Origin of the sequence: Streptomyces sp. NPDC093252 (genome assembly GCF_040683675.1) — a bacterium.
Classification (GTDB): domain Bacteria; phylum Actinomycetota; class Actinomycetes; order Streptomycetales; family Streptomycetaceae; genus Streptomyces.
On record NZ_JBFBEM010000005.1, the window covers coordinates 332,221 to 354,843 of the forward strand.

The 22,623-nt window shown below is 70.3% G+C and carries 26 protein-coding genes and 4 tRNA genes; 8 read left to right on the plus strand and 22 right to left on the minus strand.

The features are described from left to right. From rplA to AB0O01_RS13100, 5 genes are all read right to left on the minus strand, one after another. Entirely contained in the window at window positions 1-726 is a 726-nt protein-coding gene (gene rplA, locus AB0O01_RS13080) for a 50S ribosomal protein L1 (RefSeq protein WP_365312872.1), read from the minus strand. 73 nt (window positions 727-799) lie between these two features. Continuing rightward, the gene (gene rplK, locus AB0O01_RS13085; protein WP_355741559.1) at window positions 800-1,234 is read right to left on the minus strand and encodes a 50S ribosomal protein L11; all 435 of its coding nucleotides are present in this window, start codon (window positions 1,232-1,234) and stop codon (window positions 800-802) included. A gap of 177 nt (window positions 1,235-1,411) precedes the next feature. Next, on the minus strand, window positions 1,412-2,335 hold the full coding sequence (gene nusG, locus AB0O01_RS13090; protein ID WP_365312873.1) for a transcription termination/antitermination protein NusG: 924 nt from the start codon (window positions 2,333-2,335) through the stop codon (window positions 1,412-1,414). Window positions 2,336-2,412: 77 nt separating this feature from the next. Next, complete coding sequence (gene secE / locus AB0O01_RS13095) at window positions 2,413-2,700, minus strand: preprotein translocase subunit SecE (RefSeq protein ID WP_355741723.1); 288 nt, start codon at window positions 2,698-2,700, stop codon at window positions 2,413-2,415. A gap of 118 nt (window positions 2,701-2,818) precedes the next feature. Further along, window positions 2,819-2,891, minus strand: a tRNA-Trp gene (locus AB0O01_RS13100). Between the two features lie 315 nt (window positions 2,892-3,206). Between AB0O01_RS13100 and AB0O01_RS13105 the strand changes: the two genes are divergently transcribed. Further along, the gene (locus AB0O01_RS13105; RefSeq protein ID WP_365312874.1) at window positions 3,207-4,433 is read left to right on the plus strand and encodes a pyridoxal phosphate-dependent aminotransferase; all 1,227 of its coding nucleotides are present in this window, start codon (window positions 3,207-3,209) and stop codon (window positions 4,431-4,433) included. Between the two features lie 252 nt (window positions 4,434-4,685). Continuing rightward, on the plus strand, window positions 4,686-5,723 hold the full coding sequence (locus AB0O01_RS13110; protein WP_365312876.1) for an adenosine deaminase: 1,038 nt from the start codon (window positions 4,686-4,688) through the stop codon (window positions 5,721-5,723). An 85-nt stretch (window positions 5,724-5,808) separates the two neighbouring features. On the opposite strand, the gene AB0O01_RS13115 is transcribed toward AB0O01_RS13110, so the two are convergent. Then, a complete protein-coding gene (locus tag AB0O01_RS13115; RefSeq protein ID WP_365313136.1) occupies window positions 5,809-6,417 on the minus strand; it encodes a helix-turn-helix domain-containing protein in 609 nt (202 codons plus the stop codon). A 235-nt stretch (window positions 6,418-6,652) separates the two neighbouring features. Between AB0O01_RS13115 and AB0O01_RS13120 the strand changes: the two genes are divergently transcribed. Further along, on the plus strand, window positions 6,653-7,285 hold the full coding sequence (locus tag AB0O01_RS13120; RefSeq protein WP_365312877.1) for an NAD(P)H-binding protein: 633 nt from the start codon (window positions 6,653-6,655) through the stop codon (window positions 7,283-7,285). 139 nt (window positions 7,286-7,424) lie between these two features. Here AB0O01_RS13120 and AB0O01_RS13125 read toward each other — a convergent pair whose 3' ends face one another. From AB0O01_RS13125 to AB0O01_RS13170, 10 genes are all read right to left on the minus strand, one after another. Further along, on the minus strand, window positions 7,425-8,480 hold the full coding sequence (locus AB0O01_RS13125) for a UDP-N-acetylmuramate dehydrogenase (protein WP_365312879.1): 1,056 nt from the start codon (window positions 8,478-8,480) through the stop codon (window positions 7,425-7,427). 54 nt (window positions 8,481-8,534) lie between these two features. Next, window positions 8,535-8,924: a DUF3291 domain-containing protein gene (locus tag AB0O01_RS13130; protein ID WP_365312881.1), complete on the minus strand. Its 390-nt coding sequence runs from the start codon at window positions 8,922-8,924 to the stop codon at window positions 8,535-8,537. 59 nt (window positions 8,925-8,983) lie between these two features. Next, on the minus strand, window positions 8,984-10,516 hold the full coding sequence (locus AB0O01_RS13135; RefSeq protein WP_365312883.1) for a DHA2 family efflux MFS transporter permease subunit: 1,533 nt from the start codon (window positions 10,514-10,516) through the stop codon (window positions 8,984-8,986). Window positions 10,517-10,731: 215 nt separating this feature from the next. Then, window positions 10,732-11,301, minus strand: coding sequence for a helix-turn-helix domain-containing protein (locus tag AB0O01_RS13140; RefSeq protein ID WP_365312884.1), 570 nt, complete (start codon window positions 11,299-11,301; stop codon window positions 10,732-10,734). Window positions 11,302-11,398: 97 nt separating this feature from the next. Continuing rightward, window positions 11,399-11,827, minus strand: a complete 429-nt coding sequence (locus AB0O01_RS13145; RefSeq protein WP_365312885.1) for a MaoC family dehydratase — start codon at window positions 11,825-11,827, stop codon at window positions 11,399-11,401. Between the two features lie 5 nt (window positions 11,828-11,832). Continuing rightward, window positions 11,833-12,285, minus strand: coding sequence for a MaoC family dehydratase N-terminal domain-containing protein (locus AB0O01_RS13150; RefSeq protein WP_365312886.1), 453 nt, complete (start codon window positions 12,283-12,285; stop codon window positions 11,833-11,835). A gap of 112 nt (window positions 12,286-12,397) precedes the next feature. Then, complete coding sequence (gene rpmG, locus AB0O01_RS13155) at window positions 12,398-12,562, minus strand: 50S ribosomal protein L33 (RefSeq protein ID WP_003948671.1); 165 nt, start codon at window positions 12,560-12,562, stop codon at window positions 12,398-12,400. Window positions 12,563-12,651: 89 nt separating this feature from the next. After that, window positions 12,652-12,724: transfer RNA gene (locus AB0O01_RS13160), tRNA-Met, on the minus strand. 46 nt (window positions 12,725-12,770) lie between these two features. Further along, window positions 12,771-12,843 (minus strand) — tRNA-Thr (locus AB0O01_RS13165). Between the two features lie 543 nt (window positions 12,844-13,386). Continuing rightward, window positions 13,387-13,605: a hypothetical protein gene (locus AB0O01_RS13170; RefSeq protein ID WP_365313159.1), complete on the minus strand. Its 219-nt coding sequence runs from the start codon at window positions 13,603-13,605 to the stop codon at window positions 13,387-13,389. Here AB0O01_RS13170 and AB0O01_RS13175 point away from each other — a divergent pair. Together AB0O01_RS13175 and AB0O01_RS13180 are read left to right on the plus strand one after the other, a co-directional pair. Further along, window positions 13,553-14,782, plus strand: a complete 1,230-nt coding sequence (locus tag AB0O01_RS13175) for an amidohydrolase family protein (RefSeq protein WP_365313137.1) — start codon at window positions 13,553-13,555, stop codon at window positions 14,780-14,782. The two genes, AB0O01_RS13170 and AB0O01_RS13175, sit on opposite strands and share 53 nt — an antisense overlap. A 120-nt stretch (window positions 14,783-14,902) precedes the next feature. Further along, the gene (locus AB0O01_RS13180) at window positions 14,903-15,559 is read left to right on the plus strand and encodes an SDR family oxidoreductase (RefSeq protein WP_365312887.1); all 657 of its coding nucleotides are present in this window, start codon (window positions 14,903-14,905) and stop codon (window positions 15,557-15,559) included. Between the two features lie 136 nt (window positions 15,560-15,695). On the opposite strand, the gene AB0O01_RS13185 is transcribed toward AB0O01_RS13180, so the two are convergent. Further along, a complete protein-coding gene (locus AB0O01_RS13185; protein WP_365312888.1) occupies window positions 15,696-15,908 on the minus strand; it encodes a hypothetical protein in 213 nt (70 codons plus the stop codon). Between the two features lie 182 nt (window positions 15,909-16,090). Continuing rightward, window positions 16,091-16,172, minus strand: a tRNA-Tyr gene (locus AB0O01_RS13190). A 227-nt stretch (window positions 16,173-16,399) separates the two neighbouring features. Here AB0O01_RS13190 and AB0O01_RS13195 point away from each other — a divergent pair. Beyond that, window positions 16,400-16,888, plus strand: a complete 489-nt coding sequence (locus AB0O01_RS13195) for a YajQ family cyclic di-GMP-binding protein (RefSeq protein ID WP_355741533.1) — start codon at window positions 16,400-16,402, stop codon at window positions 16,886-16,888. A gap of 269 nt (window positions 16,889-17,157) precedes the next feature. Here the strand turns inward: AB0O01_RS13195 and AB0O01_RS13200 are convergent, their stop codons facing one another. Next, a complete protein-coding gene (locus tag AB0O01_RS13200; RefSeq protein WP_365312889.1) occupies window positions 17,158-17,424 on the minus strand; it encodes a GlsB/YeaQ/YmgE family stress response membrane protein in 267 nt (88 codons plus the stop codon). A gap of 255 nt (window positions 17,425-17,679) precedes the next feature. Here AB0O01_RS13200 and AB0O01_RS13205 point away from each other — a divergent pair, with 255 nt between their 5' ends. Beyond that, window positions 17,680-18,933 (plus strand): APC family permease, encoded by a 1,254-nt coding sequence (locus tag AB0O01_RS13205; RefSeq protein ID WP_365312891.1) that lies wholly within the window; start codon window positions 17,680-17,682, stop codon window positions 18,931-18,933. Window positions 18,934-18,994: 61 nt separating this feature from the next. On the opposite strand, the gene AB0O01_RS13210 is transcribed toward AB0O01_RS13205, so the two are convergent. Then, entirely contained in the window at window positions 18,995-19,561 is a 567-nt protein-coding gene (locus AB0O01_RS13210) for an SMI1/KNR4 family protein (RefSeq protein WP_365312892.1), read from the minus strand. Between the two features lie 119 nt (window positions 19,562-19,680). After that, window positions 19,681-20,916, minus strand: a complete 1,236-nt coding sequence (locus AB0O01_RS13215; RefSeq protein ID WP_365312893.1) for a barstar family protein — start codon at window positions 20,914-20,916, stop codon at window positions 19,681-19,683. Window positions 20,917-21,113: 197 nt separating this feature from the next. Between AB0O01_RS13215 and AB0O01_RS13220 the strand changes: the two genes are divergently transcribed. Then, window positions 21,114-21,515 carry a YccF domain-containing protein gene (locus AB0O01_RS13220; RefSeq protein ID WP_365312895.1) on the plus strand — a complete coding sequence of 134 codons (402 nt, stop codon included), beginning with the start codon at window positions 21,114-21,116 and terminating at the stop codon, window positions 21,513-21,515. A 12-nt stretch (window positions 21,516-21,527) separates the two neighbouring features. Here AB0O01_RS13220 and htpX read toward each other — a convergent pair whose 3' ends face one another. Beyond that, a complete protein-coding gene (gene htpX, locus AB0O01_RS13225) occupies window positions 21,528-22,397 on the minus strand; it encodes a zinc metalloprotease HtpX (protein ID WP_365312896.1) in 870 nt (289 codons plus the stop codon). Window positions 22,398-22,623 lie beyond the last annotated feature (226 nt).

Genomic DNA, 22,623 nt, shown 5'->3' on the forward strand with positions numbered 1-22,623 from the left:
TCAGACGGCGGCCGGGTCCTCCTCGGTGAGGAGGTTGCGGGTGCGGTTGGGGTCGACCGGAACGCCGGGGCCCATCGTGGTGGTGATGGCGGCCTTCTTGATGTAGCGACCCTTGGCGGCGGACGGCTTCAGACGGAGGATCTCCTCCAGCGCGGCGCCGTAGTTCTCCACCAGCTTGGAGTCGTCGAAGGACACCTTGCCGATGATGAAGTGCAGGTTCGAGTGCTTGTCGACGCGGAACTCGATCTTGCCGCCCTTGATGTCGTTGACAGCCTTGACGACGTCCGGGGTGACGGTGCCGGTCTTGGGGTTCGGCATCAGACCACGGGGGCCGAGGACGCGGCCGAGGCGGCCGACCTTGCCCATGAGGTCCGGGGTGGCGACGACGGCGTCGAAGTCCAGCCGGCCCTTCGCCACCTCGTCGATGAGTTCGTCGGAGCCGACGATGTCGGCGCCCGCGGCGGTCGCGGCCTCGGCACGGTCACCGGTCGCGAAGACCAGGACCCGGGCGGTCTTACCGGTGCCGTGCGGGAGGTTCACGGTGCCACGGACCATCTGGTCGGCCTTGCGCGGGTCGACACCCAGACGGAAGGCGACCTCGACGGTGCCGTCGAACTTGGTCGTGGAGGTCTCCTTGGCGAGACGGACGGCCTCGAGCGGGGCGTACAGCTTCTCCCGGTCGATCTTGGCGTCCGCAGCGCGGAGAGACTTGCTGCGCTTGCTCACTACTGCTCCTGGGTTTGCGTAGGAGTCGTGGTACGGGCCGAGCAGGCCCCGCCACTTCTGCTGGTGGGTGGGATCAGCCCTCGACCGTGATGCCCATGGAACGGGCGGTGCCGGCGATGATCTTCTCGGCGGCGTCCAGGTCGTTGGCGTTGAGGTCGGGCATCTTGGTGGTGGCGATCTCACGGACCTGGTCGCGGGTGATCTTCGCGACCTTGGTCTTGTGCGGCTCGCCGGAGCCCTTGTCCACGCCCGCGGCCTTGAGGATCATCTTGGCGGCCGGGGGGGTCTTGGTGATGAAGGTGAAGGAGCGGTCCTCGTAGACCGTGATCTCCACCGGGATGACCCACCCGCGCTGCGACTCGGTCGCGGCGTTGTACGCCTTGCAGAACTCCATGATGTTGACGCCGTGCTGACCCAGCGCGGGGCCGACCGGCGGGGCCGGGTTGGCGGCACCGGCCTGGATCTGGAGCTTGATCAGCCCCGTGACCTTCTTCTTCTTGGGAGGCATTGCTCTCCGGGTCCTTTCAGTTCGGGTCCTGCCCCCATCCGAGGACCACCCGGATGCAGGCATACCGCACAACGATAACGGGTATGGATGCGCGGCCAAAAACCGAGCAGGTCAGGAACCGGGAGAGGCCCTGACCTGACTCGGAAGTCCACCCGGCGCCCGAAAGGGCGCGGGATCTCAGTTCTTCTGGATCTGGTCGAACGACAGCTCGACCGGCGTCTCGCGCCCGAAGATCTCCACCAGACCCTTGACCTTCTTGGAGTCGGCGTTGATCTCGTTGATCGTGGCCTGGAGGGTGGCGAAGGGGCCGTCGGTGACGGTGACCGAGTCGCCGACCTCGAAGTCCAGCACCTGGACCTCGACCTTGCGCTGCGGGGCGGGCTTGCCCTCGGCCTCGGCGGCCTCGCGGGCGGCCTTCTCCTCGGCCTCCGGGGCGAGCATCTTGACGATCTCGTCCAGGGTCAGCGGGTAGGGGTCGTAGGCGTTGCCCACGAAGCCGGTGACACCCGGGGTGTTGCGGACGACGCCCCAGGACTCGTTCGTCAGATCCATCCGGACCAGGACGTAGCCGGGGAGCTTGTTCTGCTTGATCGTCTTGCGGTCGCCGTTCTTGATCTGGACGACCTCTTCCTGCGGCACCTCGGCCTGGAAGATGTAGTCCTCGACGTTCAGCGAGACGGCGCGCTGCTCCAGGTTGGTCTTCACCCGGTTCTCGTAACCCGCGTAGGTGTGGATCACGTACCACTCGCCGGGGAGGACACGCAGTTCCTCGCGGAGCGCGGTGACCGGGTCGAGCTGGGGCTCGGGCTCGCCGGGCTCCTCGGCCTCGTCCTCGGACTCGGTGTCGTCCTCGTCCTCGGCGGTCGCCTCGTCGGCGTCGTCCGCGGCCTCGGAACCGTCGTCCTCGGAGTCCTCGTCCTCGGTGTCGTCGGAGTCCTCGGCGTGGAGGGCGGCCTCCTCGGCGGCCTCGCCCGCGGCGGCGTCGGCGGCCTCGGCCTCGTCCAGATCCGCGTCCGCGCCCTCAACGATCTCTACCTCGTCGTCCACGGAGTCGTCCGGCTCGTGGGACTCATAGGACTCGTTCAGGTTGGCGTCAGACACGGTGGCGGCTTCTTCCTGGATACATAGGGGTGGAACACGCGAAAGGGGCGCCGGTCAGGGCGCCCTTCGCTCTAGGCTCAGCCGAAGACGTACTTCGCGGCGTTGTCGAGCCCATAGTCAATCACGGTCACAAGGCCGATCATGATGACGACAAAGATGATCACCACGGTGGTGTACGTGGTGAGCTGATTGCGCGTCGGCCAGACGACCTTGCGGAGTTCGGCGACGACCTGGCGGTAGAACAGCGCGAGCCGCTTCAGCGGACCCTTCTTCGCGCGCTTGCCGCCCTTACGAGTCTTCTTCTTCGACTCCGGCGTCTCATCCTGGGCATCAGGCGTGTCGATGGAGCCCACGGCGTCCGTCACTTCATCCTCACCTGGTCCGGGGTCGTGGCCGTGCCGCGCCCGGTCCGAGCCGCACGGCGGTGCAAAGCTGTAGTACCTGCTTGTCGTACCTGCACACACATCCTGGCGGAGTGTGGAGCAGGGCCGGAGGGACTCGAACCCCCAACCGCTGGTTTTGGAGACCAGTGCTCTACCAATTGAGCTACGACCCTTCGCGTGCCCCCCAACGTACCGCATCCGCCCGGGTGCTCGGTGTGCACCGGGTGAGTGCGGGCCCGCTGACGGCCAACGAGGTGAGAGTGTACGTGCTCCGGGGCCGGGCGTCGAACAGAATGCGCCCGTCGGAGCGCTGTCCGTACGGGTTCGGGTACAGATCACCGGAAGATCACCAGGCCACGCGGAGGTTCCGGAAGGGTGTTCTGGCCGCCCCCCTGTACCGCGCGGTGGACGGAACCCGCGCGCCGGGCCCGTTCCAGTAGATGAAACCCGTGTGCCCGCCTCGTTTCCGGTCTGAAACCATGGGTCCCATGAGCGCTGCAACCCCTCCCACCGAGCGCCGGGTCTCCGCCCGCGTCGGGGCGATCTCCGAGTCCGCCACCCTCGCCGTGGACGCCAAGGCCAAGGCCCTCAAGGCCGCCGGGCGTCCGGTCATCGGCTTCGGCGCGGGCGAGCCCGACTTCCCGACGCCGGACTACATCGTCGAGGCCGCCGTCGAGGCGTGCAAGAACCCCAAGTACCACCGGTACACGCCGGCCGGTGGTCTGCCCGAGCTGAAGGCCGCCATCGCCGCGAAGACGCTGCGCGACTCCGGCTACGAGCCCGAGGTCTCCGAGATCCTCGTCACCAATGGCGGCAAGCAGGCGATCTACGAGTCGTTCGCCGCGATCCTCGACCCGGGCGACGAGGTGATCGTCCCGGCGCCGTACTGGACGACGTACCCCGAGTCGATCCGGCTGGCCGGCGGGGTCCCGGTGGAGGTGGTCGCCGATGAGACGACCGGCTACCGGGTCAGCGTCGAGCAGCTCGAGGCCGCCCGTACCGAGCGGACCAAGGTCGTCCTCTTCGTCTCCCCCTCCAACCCCACGGGCGCGGTCTACTCCCGCGAGGACACCGAGGCCATCGGCCGCTGGGCCCTGGAGCACGGTCTGTGGGTCCTGACCGACGAGATCTACGAGCACCTGGTCTACGGGGACGCGGTCGCCACCTCGCTGCCGGCCCTGCTGCCCGAGCTGCGCGACAAGTGCATCGTGGTCAACGGCGTGGCCAAGACGTACGCCATGACCGGCTGGCGGGTCGGGTGGGTCATCGGCCCGAAGGATGTCGTCAAGGCCGCGGCCAACCTCCAGTCGCACGCCACCTCGAACGTCGCCAATGTCTCGCAGGCCGCCGCGCTGGCCGCCGTCTCCGGTGATCTGACCGCCGTGGCGAAGATGGGCGAGGCGTTCGACCGGCGCCGCCGGACGATCGTGCGGATGCTGAACGAGATCGACGGGGTGGTCTGCCCGGAGCCCGAGGGCGCGTTCTATGTGTACCCGTCGGTGAAGGCGCTGATCGGCAAGGAGATCCGCGGCAAGCGTCCGCAGAGCAGTGTGGAGCTGGCCGCGCTGATCCTGGAGGAGGTGGAGGTCGCGGTCGTCCCCGGCGAGGCGTTCGGCACGCCGGGCTATCTGCGGCTCTCGTACGCGCTCGGTGACGAGGACCTGGTCGAGGGCGTCAGCCGGATCCAGAAGCTGCTGGCGGAGGCGCGCGACTGAGGTTGCGACGGAGGTTGCGACTGAAGTCGCGGCCGAGGCCGGCCGAGCGGTTTCCGCCCCGGAGGGGCACCCTTGAAGTGATCGAGATCTGTCGGGAGCGATCGGCAGTCATTCAGGGGTGCCCCTCCTCTTCGTCTCCGTGGCCGGGTCCGCACCCATTGCTCATGGTGAAAGACCATTTGTTTGTGCGAGCAAGACCACGAACGGGGAAAGCGGTACCGACACGCGAGGACGGTGCGGCAGGATCCTGGGATGGAACGTGTACGTGATGTCTCCGCTCTTCCGAAGGCCCATCTGCACCTGCACTTCACCGGCTCGATGCGCCAGACGACCCTGCTGGAACTGGCCGACAAGCACGGGGTGCGGCTGCCCGACGCGCTGACCGAGTCCCTGGTCAGCGGCGAGCCGCCGAAGCTGCGGGCGACGGACGAGCGGGGCTGGTTCCGCTTCCAGCGGCTGTACGACGCCGCCCGGTCGTGTCTGCGGGAGCCGGAGGACATCCAGCGGCTGGTGCGGGAGGCCGCCGAGGAGGATATGAGGGACGGCTCGGGGTGGCTGGAGATCCAGGTCGACCCGACCTCGTACGCGCCCCGGCTGGGCGGGCTGATCCCGGCGCTGGAGATCATCCTGGACGCGGTGGACTCGGCGAGCCGGGAGACCGGGCTCGGGATGCGGGTGCTGGTGGCGGCGAACCGGATGAAGCATCCCCTGGACGCGCGCACCCTGGCCCGGCTGGCGGTGCGCTACGCGGACCGGGGTGTGGTCGGGTTCGGGCTCTCCAACGACGAGCGCCGGGGCATGGCCCGCGACTTCGACCGGGCCTTCCACATCGCGCGCGAGGGCGGGCTGCTGTCGGCTCCGCACGGCGGTGAGCTGACCGGTCCGGCGTCGGTGCGGGACTGCCTGGACGATCTGCACGCGGACCGGGTGGGGCACGGGGTGCGCGCGGCGGAGGACGCCCGGCTGCTGAAGCGGCTCGCGGACCGGCAGATCACCTGCGAGGTGTGCCCGACGTCCAATGTGGCGCTGGGGGTGTACGAGAAGCCGGAGGACGTGCCGCTGCGGGCGCTGTTCGAGGCGGGGGTGCCGATGGCGCTGGGCGCGGACGACCCGCTGCTGTTCGGGGCGCGGCTGGCCGCACAGTACGAGGTGGCCCGCGAGTACCACGGTTTCTCGGACGCCGAGCTGGCCGAGCTGGCCCGGCAGTCGCTGCGGGCGTCGGCGGCACCGGAGGGGGTGAAGGGGCGGCTGCTGGCGGGGGTGGACGAGTGGTTGGCGGCGCCGGTGTGAGGGTGATTCCTCCGGCCGGTTCATCAGGAAATTTTGTCAGGACTGTTTGTCAGGATTGTTTGTCAGGCTGGCTCATTCGGCCCGTTCATTCGGCCCGCGGGGCGGCGATGGCGGCCATCAGGGTGTGGGCGAGGCGGCGGGCGAAATCGTCGACGGGGGGCCGCTGCCCGTCCGGGGTGGAGTCGTAGGCGAAGGCGCGCTGGGCGCAGGCGCCGAGCAGCAGGGAGGCCGCGGCGAAGGGGTCGGCGTCGGCGCGCACCCGGCCCGCCTCCCGCTCGCCCCACAGATAGGTCTCCAGGGCCTGGATCGGCAGATGCGGCCCGCGCCCCAGCTCGCGCAGCACCTCGTCGTGCCGTCGCTTGAGCCGGGTCTCGGCGTACAGCGATCCGGCGATCGGGAAGCTCTGCTCGTAGAACAGGGACGCCTGGCGGGCGATGTCCGTCAGGTTCTCCTCCAGTGAGCCGCGGCCGGGCTCGGCGGCGAGGCCGCTCAGCAGGGCACCGAGCCGGGGCAGCCGCTCGGACAGCACCTGGATGAAGAGTTCCTCCTTGCTGCCGAAGTACTTGTAGAGCGCGGCCTCGGAGCAGTCGGCGGCGCGGGCGATCTCCTTGGTGGTGGTGCGGGCGAGCCCCACGGTGAGCATCAGGTCGTGCGCGGCGTCGAGGATGCGGCCACGGGCCGGTTTCCTCGGTATCTCCGGTGCCGGTGTCTGTGCCTGCTTTTGTGCCGGTGCCGGTGCCGGTGTCTGTGCTTGTGCCTGTGCTGGTGCCTGGCGTGTCTGCGGTGTGGCGTCTGTGGCGTCTGTGGCGTCCAAGGATCGCGGCCCTTCGTTCTGCCCTTGACGGGTGGGTGAGTACTTACCCACCCTAGTGGAGTGAGGGGTGAGTGAATACTCACCCACTGGATCGACCAAGTGGTGGGAGTACGCCATGGAACTCACCGTTTTCGGCGCGACCGGCGGCGTCGGCCGGGAGATCGTCCGCCAGGCCCTGTCGGCGGGCCACCGGGTCACGGCGGTGGTACGGGATCCCGCCCGGCTGCCGGTGACGGGCGCGGGGGTGGAGGTGGTCCGCGCGGACCTCGGTGATCCGGGGGCGGTACGAGCGGCGGTCGCGGGCCGGGACGCCGTGCTGTCCGGGCTCGGGGCGAGGACCCGCAAGGCCCAGGGGGTGACGACCCGGCTGACCCGTACGGTGCTGGCGGCGATGGAGGCCGAGCGGGTACGGCGGCTGGTGGTGGTCAGCGCGGCGCCGGTCGGACCGCCGGCCGAGGGCGAGGGCGCTGTGGACCGGCTGGTCCTCGGGGTCGTCTCCGCCGTGCTCAAGGACATCTACGCGGATCTGCGGGAGATGGAGGGGGAACTGGCCCGCAGCGCCGTGGACTGGACGTCCGTGCGCCCACCGCGACTCCAGGACAAGCCGCTGACCGGGGTGTACCGCAGGGTGATCGGCGGTTTCCCGCCCAAGGGCCGCTTCCTGGGCCGCGCGGACGTGGCCCACGCGATGCTGGCGGCGGTGGGGGACGAGGGGACGGTGAGGGAGGGGGTGGGGGTGGCGTACTAGGACACCGCGCCTCAGGGGCGGTGGGCGTCCCGGGAGGGGGTCCCCCGGCGGGGTTTGCCCCCGGCCCGGGGGCCCGGGGCCCGGGGGTTGCCGCCGGGCCCCCGCCGCCCTGGCCCCGAGGGGTGCCTCGGAGGGCGGGCTACAGGCTCACGCCCACCGTCACCGGCTCGTTGACCAGCGTGATGCCGAAGGTGTCCCGGACCCCGGCGACCACCTCGCGGGCGAGGGCGAGGAGGTCTTCGGTGGTGGCCTCGCCCCGGTTGGTGAGGGCCAGGGTGTGCTTGGTGGAGATACGGGCCGGACCGCTGCCGTAGCCCTTGGTGAAACCGGCCTTGTCGATCAGCCAGGCCGCGGAGGTCTTGGTGTGGCCGCTTCCCGCCGGGTAGGCGGGCGGTTCGGCGCCCTCGCCCAGCCGCTCGCCGGCCCGCGCCCGGAACGCCGCGAAGTCGGCGTCGGTGAGGATCGGGTTGGTGAAGAAGGAACCGGCCGACCAGGTGTCATGGTCCTCGGGGTCCAGGACCATGCCCTTCCCGGCGCGCAGCTTCAGCACGGTCTCGCGCGCGTCGGCCAGCGGGACGCGCTCCCCCGCCTCGACGCCCAGCACGCGGGCGGTCTCGGCGTATCTCAGGGGGGCCGACAGCCCGCCCGCGTCCTCCAGGAGGAAGCGGACGCGCAGCACGACATAGCGCTCGGGGTCGTCCTTGAAGCGGCTGTGCCGGTAGGAGAAGGCGCAGTCGGCGTTGGTGAGGGTGACGGTCTCGCCCGCGCGGCGGTCGTAGGCGAGGACCTCGGTGAGGGTGGTGGAGACCTCCTGGCCGTACGCCCCCACATTCTGGATCGGGGTCGCGCCGGCCGAGCCGGGGATGCCGGCCAGGCACTCGATCCCGGCGAGCCCGGCGTCCACCACCCGGGCGACCGCGTCGGTCCACACCTCGCCGGCGGCCAGCTCCAGCGCTGTCCCGGTCAGCTCGAAGCCCCGGGTGGCGATGCGCAGGGCGGTGCCCTCGAAGCCCTTGTCCGAGACGACCAGGTTGGAGCCGCCGCCGATCAGCAGCAGCGGCGTACCGGAGGCGTCGGCCGCGCGGACGGTGTCGATCACCTCGGCGTCCGTCGTCGCGGTGACCAGCCGGGTCGCGGGGCCGCCCAGCCGGAAGGTGGTCAGCGGGGCGAGCGGGGCGTCGTGGATTTCCTGCACGCGCCCAAGACTACGAGACGGCACTGACAACGCCGCGCTCCCGCTGCCTTGGCGCTACTCCCGTTCCGTCAGTCTCCGCCGGGCCTCCGCCCAGTCGACCGGCAACTGATCGGCGGAGGTCGTCCAGCGCACGAAGGCGGCGTCCCGCATCCGGGGCGCGAGCCCGCGGGAGGTCGGCCCGTGGGCGCCGGACCGGGTGAACTCCCGCAGGGCCTCGGGCGATTCCCAGGCGGACAGCGTCCAGAACGTCCGCTTCAGGACCTCGGCCCTGAGCCCGGCCCCATAGACGCCGGGCGCGCGCAGCACCTGCCGCCAGACGCGGGGTGTACGGGCGAAGAAGACCAGGGCGCCCCACAGGGTGCGGGTCTCGAACCGGGAGGCGAAGACATGCACCTCGGCGCCGGGGGGCGGGGTGTTGGGGGTGCTCCAGGGAAGGGTGGGCATGGCGTACTCCATCGGAAGAGCCGGAAGGGGCGCAAGGGGTTTACGGGTGGGCCGGTCCCTCAGGGGCGGGCACCGGTGTCGAGGAGAGCGCCGTCGAGGTGGTCGTCGTCCGGCACGCGCGCGGGGGCCGCTCCCACGGAACCGGGACCAGGAACGGGAACGGGACCGGGTGCCTCTCCCGGGGACCGGCGCCGGGCCGGGATCGCCAGGGCCGCGGCACCGGCGACGGCGACCAGCGCCGCACCGACGACCAGTGCGGGCCGGAGTCCGTCGACAAAGCTCTGGCCGGTCTCGTAGCCGCCCCGGGACGCGAAGATCGAGGACATGATGGCGATACCGAGTGCGCCGCCGACCTCGCGCAGCGCGTTGTTGGCGCCGGAGGCGATGCCCTGCTCCTTGGCGGTGACGCTGGCCATGACGAGGGCGGAGGCGGGTGCGAAGAACAGGGCCATGCCGACGCCGCTGAGGATCAGCCCGGGGAGCTGTCCGGCGTAGGAGGAGTCCGGGGTGACGATGGCGGCGAGGTAGCCGAGCCCGGCGGCCTGGAGGAAGAGCCCGGTGGCGACGACGGGGCGCCCGCCGACGCGGTCGGAGAGGATCCCGGCGATGGGGGCGACGAGGATCGGCATCGCGGTCCAGGGCAGCATCCTGAGGCCCGCCTCGGTGGGCGAGTAGCCGAGGACGCCTTGCAGATACTGGCTGAGCAGGAAGATCGACCCGAACATCCCGAGGAACATCAGCATGCTCGCCGCGTTGATCCCGGCGAACGCGCGGGACCGGAACAGCCGCATCGGCAGCATCGGGTGGGCCGCGCGGCTGCCGTGCAGGACGAACCCGGCGAGCAGCGCACCCCCGGTGAACAGTCCGAGCAGCACGGAGGTGCTGGTCCAGCCGTCGGCGGGCCCGCGCACCAGCCCGTACACGATCCCGAAGAGCCCGCCGCTGGCCAGCAGGGTGCCGCGGATGTCGAGCGGGGCGCCGGTGCCGTAGGACTCGGCGAACCGCAGCCGGGCCAGCGGCAGCAGGGCCACCCCCAGCGGAACGTTCAGCCAGAAGATCCACTGCCAGGACACGTGTTCGGTCAGCGTCCCGCCGATCAGCGGCCCGGAGGCCACCGCGAGCCCGTTCACAGCGCCCCAGACGCCGTACGCCATGCCGCGCTTCTCGGCCGGGACGGCCGCCGTGAGCAGGGTCAGTGTCAGGGGCATCATCACGGCCGCGCCGACGCCCTGCACCGCGCGGGCGGCGATCAGCTCGTTGAGGCCGGGGGCGAGCGCCGCGGCGGCGGAGGCGGCGGTGAACACGGCGAGCCCGGCGATGAACATCCGCCGCCGCCCGAACCGGTCCCCCAGTGCCGCGCCGAACATCAGCAGCACGGCGAAGGTGAGCGTGTAGGCGCTCACGGTCCATTCCAGGTCGTGCAGCGCCCCGCCGAGGTCCTCCCGGATGGAGGGCAGCGCGGTGGTGACGACGAGGTTGTCCAGGGCCGCCATGAACCCGGCGGCGCCGGTGAGCGCCAGGGCCCACCCGACGCCGCCACGGCGTGCGCCCGATGCGCTGCCGCCGTGTTCCGGCGCGCTGTGCTGTGACATGACTCCCCCAAGGAGATCTAGTGATCCATTACTAATTTCAGAGAGCAGAAGTTAGTCATCACTGACTAACTTGACCGGACAGCGATGAGCGATGATCGATGAGCAACAGGCAAGGACCCGGACCAGAGGAGACCGAGGAGAGGACAGAGGGGAGAGAGGGAACGGAGAAGGGAGGGGGGCCGGGGGGGCGTGGGAGGCAGACTCCGGGCGGAGTCCTAGGCGCTCGGCCGACCCTTGTTCAGCGCCGCCGGATAACACCCTTCCCAGACCCGGTGACCGGGTGGGAACCCCATCGCGACCAGCGAGTTGATGAGCATGCCGCGCGCCATGAAATTGGTCGTCTCGTCGGCGTCGCCACCGAGCGGCAGATGCACGGTGTCCCAGAGCCGCATCCAGCCGGCCCGCACTTCGTCCCCCAGTTCATGATCACCGGCCTGCTCGGCGGCGGCGACCGTGACATACATCTGCATCTGCATCAGCAGCCGATCGGGATCCTCGGTGACGATCCGGATGTAGGCGTTCGCCATGGCGTGCAGGGCCTCGTCGCCCTCCAGCCCGTCGGACGCCTCCTCGAAGACCCGGATGAGGTCGTTCATGCACCACTGGACCGTCGCCAGGAAGATCGCCCTCTTGCCCGGGAAAAGGCGGAAGAGGTACGGCTGCGAGACGCCGACCTGCTTGGCGATCGCCTCGGTGGAGGTGCCGTAGTAGCCGCCGCGGGCGAACTCACGCGCGGCGGCACGGATGACGCTGTCGCGTCGCTCTTCCGCGCTCATCCTGACCATGGAAGGTAAGTTAGTACTCAATCACTAACTAAGTCAAGGGGAAGGGAGCGGGACCTGCTGCCCGCCCCCTTTCTTGCTCACTCCTGCTTGCCTTCGCTCACCCCAGGCGAACAACCGCCCGGGACATGCCCAGCACCTTCTGCCCGCCGCTGGTGGCCGTCAGATCCACCCGCACGGTGTTGTCGTCCAGCTTGGCGGCGACCTTGCCGGAGACCTCGATCACGGCCCCCTTGTCGTCGTTCGGGACGACGACCGGCTTGGTGAAGCGGACCCCGTACTCGACGACCGCCGCCGGGTCCCCGGTCCAGTCGGTCACCACGCGGATCGCCTCGGCCATGGTGAACATGCCGTGCGCGATGACGTCCGGCAGCCCGACCTCCTTGGCGAACGTCTCGTTCCAGTGGATCGGGTTGAAGTCCCCGGAGGCTCCCGCGTACTGGACGAGGGTGGCGCGCGTCACAGGGAAGCTCTGCGCGGGAAGCTCCGTGCCGACCTCGACGTCGGCGTACGCGATCTTCGCGGTCATGGTGGTCACGCCTCCCCGGCCGCGCGGGCCACGAGCTTGGTGTAGGCGGTCACGACGGGCGCGCCGGCCTCGTCGTGCACCTCGCCGCGGATGTCGATGATGTCGTTGCCCGCCAGGGACTTGATCGCCTCGATCGTCGAGGTCACCGTCAGCCGGTCCCCCGCGCGAACCGGACGGACGTACGAGAACTTCTGGTCGCCGTGCACCACCCGGCTGTAGTCCAAGCCCAGTTGCGGGTCGGCGATGACCTCGCCCGCCGCCTTGAAGGTGATCGCGAACACAAAGGTCGGCGGAGCGATCACATCCGGATGCCCGAGCGCCTGGGCCGCCTCCGGGTCCGTGTAGGCCGGATTGGCGTCCCCCACGGCCTCCGCGAACTCCCGGATCTTCTCCCGCCCCACCTCATAGGGCTCGGTGGGCGCGTAGCTGCGCCCCACGAAGGACTGGTCGAGCGCCATGGCAGCGGACCTCCTGGTGTCTGTCGTCGAACGGTGTCTGTCGTCGTCGTACGGTCGGAAAACGACGCGAGGCCGCCCCCTGGCTGGGGGCGGCCTCGTGAACGAGCCTGAGTTATCGCGTCTCGCGGTGCGCGGTGTGCGCGTTGCAACGCGGGCAGTGCTTCTTCATCTCCAGTCGGTCCGGGTTGTTACGCCGGTTCTTCTTGGTGATGTAGTTCCGCTCCTTGCACTCCACGCAGGCCAGCGTGATCTTCGGGCGGACGTCGGTGGCAGCCACGTGAGTGCTCCTTGACGAACGGATGGGATGATTTAACGCAAGAAAGAGTAGCCGATCGGAGGACCGACCCCGCAATCGGCTACTGTCAGTAGCGGTGACCGGACTTGAACCGGTGACACAGCGATTATGAGCCGCTTGCTCTACCGACTGAGCTACACCGCTGTGATGCGATCAGGTCCCGCCTCTCGACGGGAACCTCACACACCAGAGCCCCAAAACGGAATCGAACCGTTGACCTTCTCCTTACCATGGAGACGCTCTGCCGACTGAGCTATTGGGGCGAGCGATGAAGACATTACACGCTCGGCAGCCGTTCACCCAAATCCGTTTCGCCGGGCCCGTCCACACCCGTCCGGGGGCCTTGCGGAGCCCCCGCGGGGGCCCTGCGGGGGCTGTTGCGGGTGCCGCTACAGGGGCTGTTGCGGGCGTCACCAGGGGCGCTGTTTCGGGTGCCGATCCGGGCGTCGATCCGGGCGCCGACGTGGGCCCCGGCGCGGGCGCTGAACCGGGTGCCTCAGGGACCTCCGTCACCTCGGCAACCACACCGGTACGACTATTGCGCTCCTCCCCGTGGGGCAGGGATCGCCACCCTAGGCTCGACTCACTCTGTGTGATCACGCGCGGCGCCGCCCTTGCCCTTCCCCATTCACCGACACCGTCCGCCTTGTCCTTGATGCCGTCCCGCCCGCACCATGCCGCACGGCCCCGCCGAGCTCTACCGATTCCCACCGAGCCTCAGTGATTTTTGTCTAGTTTCCCCAAGTTTCACCGAGTTCCGCCGTCCGAGCGCCGAGTCCCTGGAGCGCGATGCCCGACAGCCAGCCTCAGCCGCCCCCTTCGCCCGATTCCGCGTCGGGAACGCCGTCGTCGTCCTCGGGGCCGTCCTCCTCGGGGTCGTCCACCGGGTCCTCGTCAGGGAGGACGCCTTCGGGTTCCTCCGGCTCTTCGGAGTCCTCGGGGGCCTCGGGGGCCTCGGGGTTGTCCGGAGCCGTGGGGGCGGCCGACGCCGCTTCGTCGCTGCTCCTGTGCGGCGCCCGGCTCACGGACGGCCGGCAGGTGGACGTACGGCTGGGGCACGGCCGGATCGAGGCGGTCGGTACGGCGGGCAGTCTGGGGGTCGGCCGGGGCTCGGGCACGCGTGTGGATCTGTCCGGCTATCTGCTGCTGCCCGCGCCCGCGGAGCCGCACGCGCACTCCGACACCGCGCTCACCGCCGACGAGGACGGTCCGGTCTCGTACGACCCCGGGGACGTCCAGCGGAGGGCCACGGAGGCGGCACTGCTCCAGCTCGGGCACGGGGCCACCGCGTTGCGCGCGCATGTGCGGGTGGGCGATGTGCAGGGGCTGAGCGTGCTGGAGGCGGTGCTCCAGGCCCGGCGGTCGCTGCGCGGGCTCGCGGAGCTGACGACGGTGGCGGTGCCGCGCGTCCTGACCGGGCTGGCCGGCGCCGACGGGCTGGCGATGCTGCGGGACGCGGTGAAGATGGGCGCGTCGGTGGTGGGCGGCTGCCCCGACCTGGACCCGGATCCGACGGGCTATGCCCAGACGGTCCTGGAGGTGGCCTCGGAACACGGCTGCCCGGTCGATCTGCACACCGACGCCGGCGACCCGGCCCGGCTGTCCCGGCTGGCGGCGATGGCCGGTGGTCTGCGGCCGGGTGTGACCCTGGGCCCGTGCGGCGGCCTGGGCGCCCTGCCCCCGGAACTCGCGTCCCGGACCGCCGACCAGCTCGCCGCGGCCGGTGTGACCGTCGTCTGTCTGCCGCAGGGCGGCTGCGGCGGCATCGACCGGCCGGGGAAGGGCACGGGGACGGGGACGGCTCCGGTGCGGCTGCTGCGCGCGGCCGGTGTCCGGGTGGCCGCGGGCAGCGGTGCCCTGCGGGACGTGTCGAACCCGGTCGGGCGCGGGGACCCCCTGGAGGCCGCCTATCTGCTGGCCTCCCGTGAGGGTCTGCGCCCGGCGGACGCCTACGACTGCGTCAGCTCCGCCGCGCGGGCCGCGCTGGGGCTTCCCGAGGTACGGGTGGAGGCCGGTTTCCCGGCCGAGCTGCTCGCCGTCCGCGGGGAGCGGCTCTCCGGCGCGCTGTCGCTGGCGTACAGCCGGATCGTGGTGCACCGGGGGCGGGTGGTGGCGCGCACCAGCGCGGTGCGGGAGTACTGCAATTCGGCGGTGGCCGCGGAGTTGGGGCTGCCGCGGCAGGGGAGGGGGGAGCTGTCGTGACGAGGTGGTGAGGCGGGGAGAGTGCGCTCCCGCGCGTGCGCCGGGGGAGCGAGGGGTGCGTCCGAGGGTCGCCAGGACGTCGTGCGGCAAACGCGGCCGTCCGGGCGTACGGTCAAAGGCATGCGCATGGTGATTGCTGGTGGTCATGGTCAGATCGCGCTGCGGCTGGAGCGTTTGCTCTCCGCGCGCGGGTACGAGGTGGCGGGGCTCATCCGCCGCGCCGAGCAGGGCGAGGCGCTGCGGGCGGCCGGTGCCGAACCGGTGCTGATGGACCTGGAGTCGGCCTCGGTGGAGGAGGTCGCGGCGCACCTTCGGGGCGCGGACGCGGCGGTGTTCGCGGCGGGCGCGGGGCCGGGCAGCGGGGCGGCGCGCAAGGACACGGTGGACAAGGACGCGGCGGTGCTGTTCGCGGACGCGGCGGTCCGCGCGGGCGTACGCCGCTTCGTCGTCGTCTCCTCGTACGGCGCCGATCCCGGGCACCCCGGTGACGAGGTCTTCGACATCTATCTGCGGGCCAAGGGCGCGGCCGACGCGTATGTGCGGGGCCTGGACGCGCTGGACTGGACGATCCTGCGGCCCGGCGCCCTGACCAATGACCCCGGCAAGGGCCTGGTCCGGCTGGAGGCGCACACCGGACGCGGGGCGATCTCCCGCGACGACGTGGCTACCGTCCTGGTGGAGCTGCTGGAGACCCCGGCGACGGCGGGCCTCACCCTGGAGCTGATCGGCGGCTCGACTCCGGTACCGGTGGCGGTCAAGTCGGTGGCGGGCAACTGACCGGACGCCTCTCGGACACCGGGGGGCTCCCGGGAGGGGCGGCTTCCGGACGGCGGCTGTCGGTCGAACAGGCGCGCGCCCGGCAGATCGGCACCCGGGAGGGGACGGCTCCTGGGCGCATCGGCTGTCCACACTGTCAGAAGAGCGGCAGTTGCCCGGGGAAGTCGGGCAGCACGTACCCGTCCAAGCCCGCTTGCACGGCCCCCAGTTGCGCCTGACTGCGCGACCCCGGGCACGAGAGGAGCCGTCCGCTCTCCCGTGCTCCGGGCGGGTCGTGCCGCGCGTACCGCCCGGCGACGACGGCGATCTCGCGACGGCACTCGGGGCACTTCCTACGACGCGACGACATACCCCCAGTCTGCCCGCCCCCACTGACATCGCCCTGCCCGACGACACGCGCGATGAGCAGAAGACGACTGCGGGGCAAGTACGAGGCGAGTGCGCGACGAGACGCGATGACCTGGGCGGTGGCGGCATGACAAAGGGTCCGTGACCTGTGGTGATCACAGGTCACGGACCCTTTGTTCCGTGTGGCGGCGCCAGGATTCGAACCTGGGAAGGCGAAGCCGGCAGATTTACAGTCTGCTCCCTTTGGCCGCTCGGGCACACCGCCGGGGATTTTGCTGCCTTTTCGTACCGCTTTTTGGCGGTCCTTGCTGGCAACGACGTAAACAATACCCGATGCCGAGGGGTGCTCCGCCACCCGATTGATCGGCGCCCTGAGCCAGGTGGGTGGCTAGGCTTGTGCGGATGCGGACCCGGTCTCGTGCCGGGCTCGGCGCCCGCTCGCAGGACGTCGTGACGCACCCGTTCGCCCCCTGATACAAGGAGCCACAGGACATGGCCGACTCCAGTTTCGACATCGTCTCGAAGGTCGAGCGGCAGGAGGTCGACAACGCCCTCAACCAGGCCGCCAAGGAGATCTCGCAGCGCTACGACTTCAAGGGCGTCGGCGCCTCCATCGCGTGGTCCGGCGAGAAGATCCTCATGGAGGCCAACTCCGAGGACCGGGTGAAGGCTGTCCTTGACGTCTTCCAGTCCAAGCTGATCAAGCGCGGTATCTCCCTGAAGGCGCTCGACGCGGGTGAGCCCCAGCTCTCGGGCAAGGAGTACAAGATCTTCGCCTCGATCGAGGAGGGCATCTCCCAGGAGAACGCCAAGAAGGTGGCGAAGATCATCCGCGACGAGGGTCCCAAGGGTGTGAAGGCCCAGGTCCAGGGCGACGAACTGCGCGTCACGTCGAAGAGCCGCGACGACCTTCAGGCCATCATCGCCCTCCTCAAGGGCAAGGACTTCGACTTCGCGCTTCAGTTCGTGAACTACCGGTGATCGTCAGCGGCCGGTGATCGCTTCGGGGGGCGGTGGCCGGCCGGCGCGCGCCTGGCGGTGACCGATCGGGATGGGGCGAGCCGGGGCGGGGGCGGTCGAGGAGTGAGGTGAGGGGGCGGGTGCGGCCGAGGCATCCGCCCTTTCCTATTGCCGTGCTTGGTCCGGTAGGCGGGCTCGGTCGGCTCGGGGAGGGGGTTCGGCTTGCTCCGCCTGGGCTTTGCTCGCCAACTGGCCTTCGCTTCCTTCCGTCTCCCGCTGCTCTCCCGGCCTCAGCTTCGCGAGTTGCCGAACAGCAGGCGGTAGATGATCAGCAGGACCAGCGAGCCGCCTATCGCGGAGAGCCAGGTGGCGCCGTCGTAGAAGTCCTTGGTGATCGGCTGGTCCAGGAACCGGGCCGAGATCCAGCCGCCGAGGAACGCGCCCACGACTCCGATCAGGGTCGTCCCGATGAAGCCGCCGGGGTCGCGGCCCGGCAGGAGGAACTTGGCGATGGCTCCCGCCAACAGTCCCAGAATGATCCAACTGATAATGCCCATGTCGTGAACCTGCCCTTCCGTACGGCGTCTGTGCAGTCCCCGCTCTGTGACATTCGTCTTGTCTCTTGCTTGTCTCTTGTTTGTCTCTTGGCGGGGTGCGCTCCGGCCGTGCGTCGCACTGTGGTGGTCTTGCCGTTGTGAGCGAGTGGGTGGGTTGAGTGAGTAGGTGGGTGGTGGTTGGGCGTTCGCGTCGTGTTGGTGGGAAGGACGTCTGCCCGGTGTGTGGTGGTTGCAACGGTCAATAGGGTGCGGCGTATGACACAGTCGGCCGGTCCTGGACTGCGACGCACCCTCGGGGTCGGGGACGCCGTTGTCATCGGGCTCAGCTCGATGATCGGCGCCGGGATCTTCGCCGCGCTGGCCCCCGCCGCCCGCGCGGCCGGGTCGGGTCTGCTGCTCGGGCTCGCGCTGGCCGCCCTGGTCGCGTACTGCAACGCCGCCTCGTCGGCGCGGCTGGCCGCCCGGTATCCGCGGTCGGGCGGCACCTATGTGTACGGCCGCGAACGGCTCGGCCCTTTCTGGGGGTATCTGGCCGGTTGGGCTTTCGTGGTCGGTAAGACGGCCTCCTGTGCGGCGATGGCGCTTACGGTGGGGGCCTACGTGTGGCCGGGGCAGGCGCATGCGGTGGCGGTGGCGGCCGTAGTGGCGCTGACCGCGGTGAACTACGGCGGGGTCCAGAAGTCCGCGTGGGTGACCCGGGTGATCGTGGCGGTCGTGCTGGCGGTCCTCGCTCTCGTGGTGGTCGTGTCTCTGGGGTCGGACGCGTCCGGGGCCGGGCGGCTCGGCATCGGGGCGTCGGGTGGGGTGGGTGGGGTGCTCCAGGCGGCGGGGCTGCTGTTCTTCGCGTTCGCGGGGTACGCGCGGATCGCCACCCTGGGCGAGGAGGTGCGCGATCCGGCGCGGACCATTCCCCGGGCGATCCCACTGGCTCTGGGCATCACACTGGCGGTTTACGCCTGTGTGGCGGTTGCCGTGCTCTCCGTGCTGGGGCCGGAGGGTCTCGGGCGGGCGGGCGCGCCTCTGGCGGAGGCCGTACGGGCGGCCGGGATGCCGGAACTGGCGCCTGTGGTGCGGGTCGGCGCCGCCATGGCCGCGCTGGGTTCGCTGCTCGCGCTGATCCTGGGCGTCTCCCGGACGACGCTGGCCATGGCCCGGGACCAGTATCTGCCGGGCGCGCTCGCCTCAGTCCATCCCCGGTTCCAGGTGCCGCACCGGGCGGAGCTGGCGGTCGGCGCGGTGGTCGCGGTGCTGGCCGCCACGGTGGATGTGCGCGGTGCCATCGGTTTCTCCTCCTTCGGTGTGCTGGCGTACTACGCGGTCGCCAACGCCTCGGCCTGGACGCTGGATCCGGCGGCGAGGGCGCGGTTGGTGCCGGTGGTGGGTCTCGTCGGGTGTGTGGTGCTGGCGTTCGCCCTGCCGGTGGTGTCCGTGCTGGTGGGTGCGGGGGTGCTGGTGGTGGGTGTGGTCGCGTATGGGGTGCGGGAGTGGTGGGGGGCCGCGCGGGTGTAGGGCCGGGTGGTGATTTGTGGCGTGAGGTCTCCGGGGGGAGGGTTAGGGCTGGGGGAGGTGGCTACGGGGTGGGGGTCTTGGTCGTGCGGGTGCGGAAGGAATCCCAGGGGGTCAGGTCCATGCCCTCGTTGGTCTCCTCGTACCAGCCCGTGCCGGCTATCCAGGTGCGCAGCCAGTCATCCAGGCCCGGGGCGTCCACGTACCAGGCGTGTTCGGCGTCGTCCGCGTTCGGTTCGTAGAGCAGGACCGGGGAGTGCGGGGTGAGACAGTCGACGCAGGCGAACATGCCGCAGCCCCAGTGGGATATCGGCAGGACGCCCTCGGGCCAGAGCCAGTCGGGGTCGTCGCTGCTCCAGCCGCGCCGGTCCAGATACTCGGCGACCGCCGACGACTCCTCGGACGGGGAGTTGTCGAGAAGGGGCAGCAGGCCGTACTCCGGGCCGAATCCGCCGTCGGCTATCCGCAGATACAGGTCCGCGAGCAGTTCGGGCAGGCGGAAGCCGAGTGCGGCCTCGGCTCGGGACACGGTGTCCGGGGCTGCCGGGGCGGGGAGGGAGGTGTGTCCCCACGGGTGGTCGTTGGCTGCCTTCGTCCGCACCTGGCTCAGCAACTGCTCGTTCGCGGTCATGACTTCATGGTGCCGGGTGCCACTGACATTCGGGCAGCCCTGTGGACAACCGTGAGATTGTGGATAACTTTCTTCGCCGGGAGGCCGCGTGGCGGGGGTGCTTCGGAGGGGCGGGAAGGTCAGGTGAGGTGTACCGCTGCTCCGCTCTGTGCGAGGAGTGCGAGGAGTTCCTCGAAGGTTGCGGTGCGGGGGTGGGCGTAGGGGGTGACGCCCAGGCAGGTGCGGGCGGTGGCGGAGTGGTGCCAGACGAGGGTGAAGCCCGGGGGCGTGCCCCAGTCTCCTCTGAGGCAGTCGATGAGGGCGTCCTGGCCCCAGCCGAAGTAGCCGCCGGGGCCGTTGACGGCCTCGCCGAGGGCGCAGAAGAAGCCGGGGACGTCCGTGATGTGGCGGCCGTCGAGGTGGTAGGTGGTGGGGGTGGGGTGGTCGGGGTGGGGGTGCGCTTGGTTGTGGTTGTGGTTGGAGAGTGCCGTCTCCAGCCAGAAATGTCGGGCTTCGGTGGTGCATTCGGCCCAGCGGCCGGGTTCGGCGGGTCTGCCGTCGCTCCAGAGTCGCCAGACCTGCTCGGCCACGAGCGGGGGCCGGTCCGCGCCGGGGTCGAAGAGGAGGTCGACCAGGTCGGGGGCGAGCGCTGATGGTGTCCAGGACAGCAGTCGGCCCTCGGCCGCTGACTGCACCGGGCGGCCGGAGGTGTCGATGCGCAGCAGTTTCGCCTCGCCCAGGCCGGCCGTTCCGTTCTGCTTCGCCGTTCCGTTCAGAGTGGAGCGCAGGGTGCCTCTCGGGGAGCAGCCCAGCAGGTGTACCGGGGGCGGTTGCGGTTCGGGTGGGGGCGTGGGTGTGCGGGCCAGGTCGCGGCAGGTGCCGTACGGCTCGCCCGTCGGGGACAGAGCGCGGTAGCCCGGGGAGAGGGGTGGGCACTGGGGGTAGTCGCAGGGGTTGTCCTCGGCGGGGGTGCCCTCGACGGTGATGTCGGTCAGGGAGAGGTCGCGGGCGCAGGGGCGGGCGGTGAGGACGCGGACGTCCTCCAGCCACCACTCCCCCACTGCTCGTCCCCGGCGGTCGAGGATCTCCAGGGTCAGTGCGCCGAGTGGGGCCGAGCCGTCGGTACGCGCGCGGGCCACCGCTTCGCGCAGGGGACCGTCCGGGGCACTGCCCAGGAGGGTGTATGTCTCCCGTGAGGGGGTGGGGGCCTTGGCCAGGAGGCCCGTGACGTCCGTGCAGGTGCCCCAGGGCTCCTCGTAGCCCGGCTCGCCCTCGTACTCGGCTCGGCGGTCGCAGGAGAGGAGGGCGTACTTCGGGGGTGGCGGGGCAGTGGAGGGTGGTTCGGGGGGCGGTGGGCCGCTCGGCGTTTTCGACATCGGTCCCCCTCTGGTGCCGGTTGGCGGCTGTGGCTGTCCGTCACTGGGGGCTGTGTGCGGCCCGTCCCTTGCGTGGATCGCGGCCCGTGCGTCACTGCCGCCCAGGTGGAGGCTCTGCGTTTTCCCCTGTGCGGGGCACGCTGGATACTGGCAGGTAGGACCGGGCCCGGGGCGGAATCCGCGAAGGGGCAGTGACTGTGAAAATCATCAACCTTGTTCTCAACATCCTGTGGTTGATCTTCAGCGGGATCTGGCTCGCACTGGCCTACACGCTGGCGGCGATCATCTGTTTCATCCTGATCATCACGATTCCGTTCGGTATCGCCTCGCTGCGGATCGCCGGGTATGTGCTCTGGCCGTTCGGGCGGACGACCGTGGTGAAGCCGGAGGCGGGGGTGGGGTCGCTGATCGGCAATGTCATCTGGATCATCTTCGCCGGGTGGTGGCTCGCCATCGGGCACATCCTCACCAGCATCCCGCTGTTCCTGTCGATCATCGGGATTCCGTTCGGCTGGGCCAATCTCAAGATGATTCCGCTGTCGCTGATGCCGCTGGGGCAGGAGGTCGTCCCGACCGACCGGCGGTTCGCCGGGTGGTGACCCGCGCGCGGGTCACTGTCCGCGGCCACCACCCGCCATCCGCTCAAGGCGGGCGATGCGCTCGGCCATCGGCGGGTGGGTGGAGAACATCTTGGACAGGCCCTGGCCGGGGCGGAACGGGTTCGCGATCATCATGTGGCTCGCCGTCTCGATCCGGGGCTCGGGGGGCAGCGGAAGCTGCTTGGTGCCGGTCTCCAGCTTGCGCAGGGCGCTGGCGAGGGCGAGCGGGTCGCCCGTGAGCTGGGCGCCGGAGGCGTCCGCCTCGTACTCCCGGGATCTGCTGATGGCCATCTGGATGAGGCCGGCCGCGAGGGGGCCCAGGATCATGATCAGCAGCATCCCGAGCAGACCGGGGCCGTCGTCGTCATCGGAGCGGCCGATGGGGATGAGCCAGGCGAAATTGACCAGGAACATGATCACGGAGGCCAGGGCGCCCGCCACCGACGAGATCAGGATGTCCCGGTTGTAGACATGGCTCAGCTCATGGCCGATGACCCCGCGCAGCTCGCGCTCGTCGAGGAGCCGGAGGATGCCTTCGGTGCAGCACACCGCCGCGTTGCGCGGGTTGCGGCCGGTCGCGAAGGCGTTGGGTGCCTCGGTCGGTGAGATGTAGAGGCGGGGCATGGGCTGGCGGGCCTGCGTGGACAGCTCACGCACCATCCGGTAGAGGGCGGGCGCCTCGAACTCGCTGACCGGACGGGCCCGCATCGCGCGCAGCGCCAGCTTGTCGCTGTTCCAGTACGCGTACGCGTTCGTCCCCAGCGCGATCAGGACCGCCACGATCAGGCCCGTGCGGCCGAAGAAGCTGCCGATGACGATGATGAGTGCGGACAGTCCCCCGAGGAGTACTGCGGTCCTGAGCCCGTTGTGCCGGCGGTGCACGGTACGCCCTCCAAGTGGTGCGGCAGGGGAACCCTTTGCTGTCTGGTCTGCGCTGTCTGGTGTGCGATGCCACTGGTGCCGTGGTGTCTCGTCCTGTCACGGTCCAGTGGACCCTCCCGCTCTGGTCAACGCCAGGCGAAGGCCACTAGTTCCCTTTTGTTCGCCGGGGCACGGGTGGGCCGTCCGGGTGACGGGGTGCCGACACGTGGAAGGGGACATGGAGCGG

Excerpts from the sequence above, each read along its gene's own strand:
- rplK (WP_355741559.1), bottom strand. The coding sequence starts at position 1,234 with ATGCCTCCCAAGAAGAAGAAGGTCACGGGGCTGATCAAGCTCCAGATC.
- AB0O01_RS13105 (WP_365312874.1), top strand. The coding sequence starts at position 3,207 with ATGAGCGCTGCAACCCCTCCCACCGAGCGCCGGGTCTCCGCCCGCGTC.
- AB0O01_RS13110 (WP_365312876.1), top strand. The coding sequence starts at position 4,686 with ATGGAACGTGTACGTGATGTCTCCGCTCTTCCGAAGGCCCATCTGCAC.
- AB0O01_RS13120 (WP_365312877.1), top strand. The coding sequence starts at position 6,653 with ATGGAACTCACCGTTTTCGGCGCGACCGGCGGCGTCGGCCGGGAGATC.
- AB0O01_RS13130 (WP_365312881.1), bottom strand. The coding sequence starts at position 8,924 with ATGCCCACCCTTCCCTGGAGCACCCCCAACACCCCGCCCCCCGGCGCC.
- AB0O01_RS13135 (WP_365312883.1), bottom strand. The coding sequence starts at position 10,516 with ATGTCACAGCACAGCGCGCCGGAACACGGCGGCAGCGCATCGGGCGCA.
- AB0O01_RS13140 (WP_365312884.1), bottom strand. The coding sequence starts at position 11,301 with ATGGTCAGGATGAGCGCGGAAGAGCGACGCGACAGCGTCATCCGTGCC.
- AB0O01_RS13145 (WP_365312885.1), bottom strand. The coding sequence starts at position 11,827 with ATGACCGCGAAGATCGCGTACGCCGACGTCGAGGTCGGCACGGAGCTT.
- AB0O01_RS13150 (WP_365312886.1), bottom strand. The coding sequence starts at position 12,285 with ATGGCGCTCGACCAGTCCTTCGTGGGGCGCAGCTACGCGCCCACCGAG.
- AB0O01_RS13180 (WP_365312887.1), top strand. The coding sequence starts at position 14,903 with ATGCGCATGGTGATTGCTGGTGGTCATGGTCAGATCGCGCTGCGGCTG.
- AB0O01_RS13185 (WP_365312888.1), bottom strand. The coding sequence starts at position 15,908 with ATGTCGTCGCGTCGTAGGAAGTGCCCCGAGTGCCGTCGCGAGATCGCC.
- AB0O01_RS13195 (WP_355741533.1), top strand. The coding sequence starts at position 16,400 with ATGGCCGACTCCAGTTTCGACATCGTCTCGAAGGTCGAGCGGCAGGAG.
- AB0O01_RS13200 (WP_365312889.1), bottom strand. The coding sequence starts at position 17,424 with ATGGGCATTATCAGTTGGATCATTCTGGGACTGTTGGCGGGAGCCATC.
- AB0O01_RS13205 (WP_365312891.1), top strand. The coding sequence starts at position 17,680 with ATGACACAGTCGGCCGGTCCTGGACTGCGACGCACCCTCGGGGTCGGG.
- AB0O01_RS13210 (WP_365312892.1), bottom strand. The coding sequence starts at position 19,561 with ATGACCGCGAACGAGCAGTTGCTGAGCCAGGTGCGGACGAAGGCAGCC.
- AB0O01_RS13215 (WP_365312893.1), bottom strand. The coding sequence starts at position 20,916 with ATGTCGAAAACGCCGAGCGGCCCACCGCCCCCCGAACCACCCTCCACT.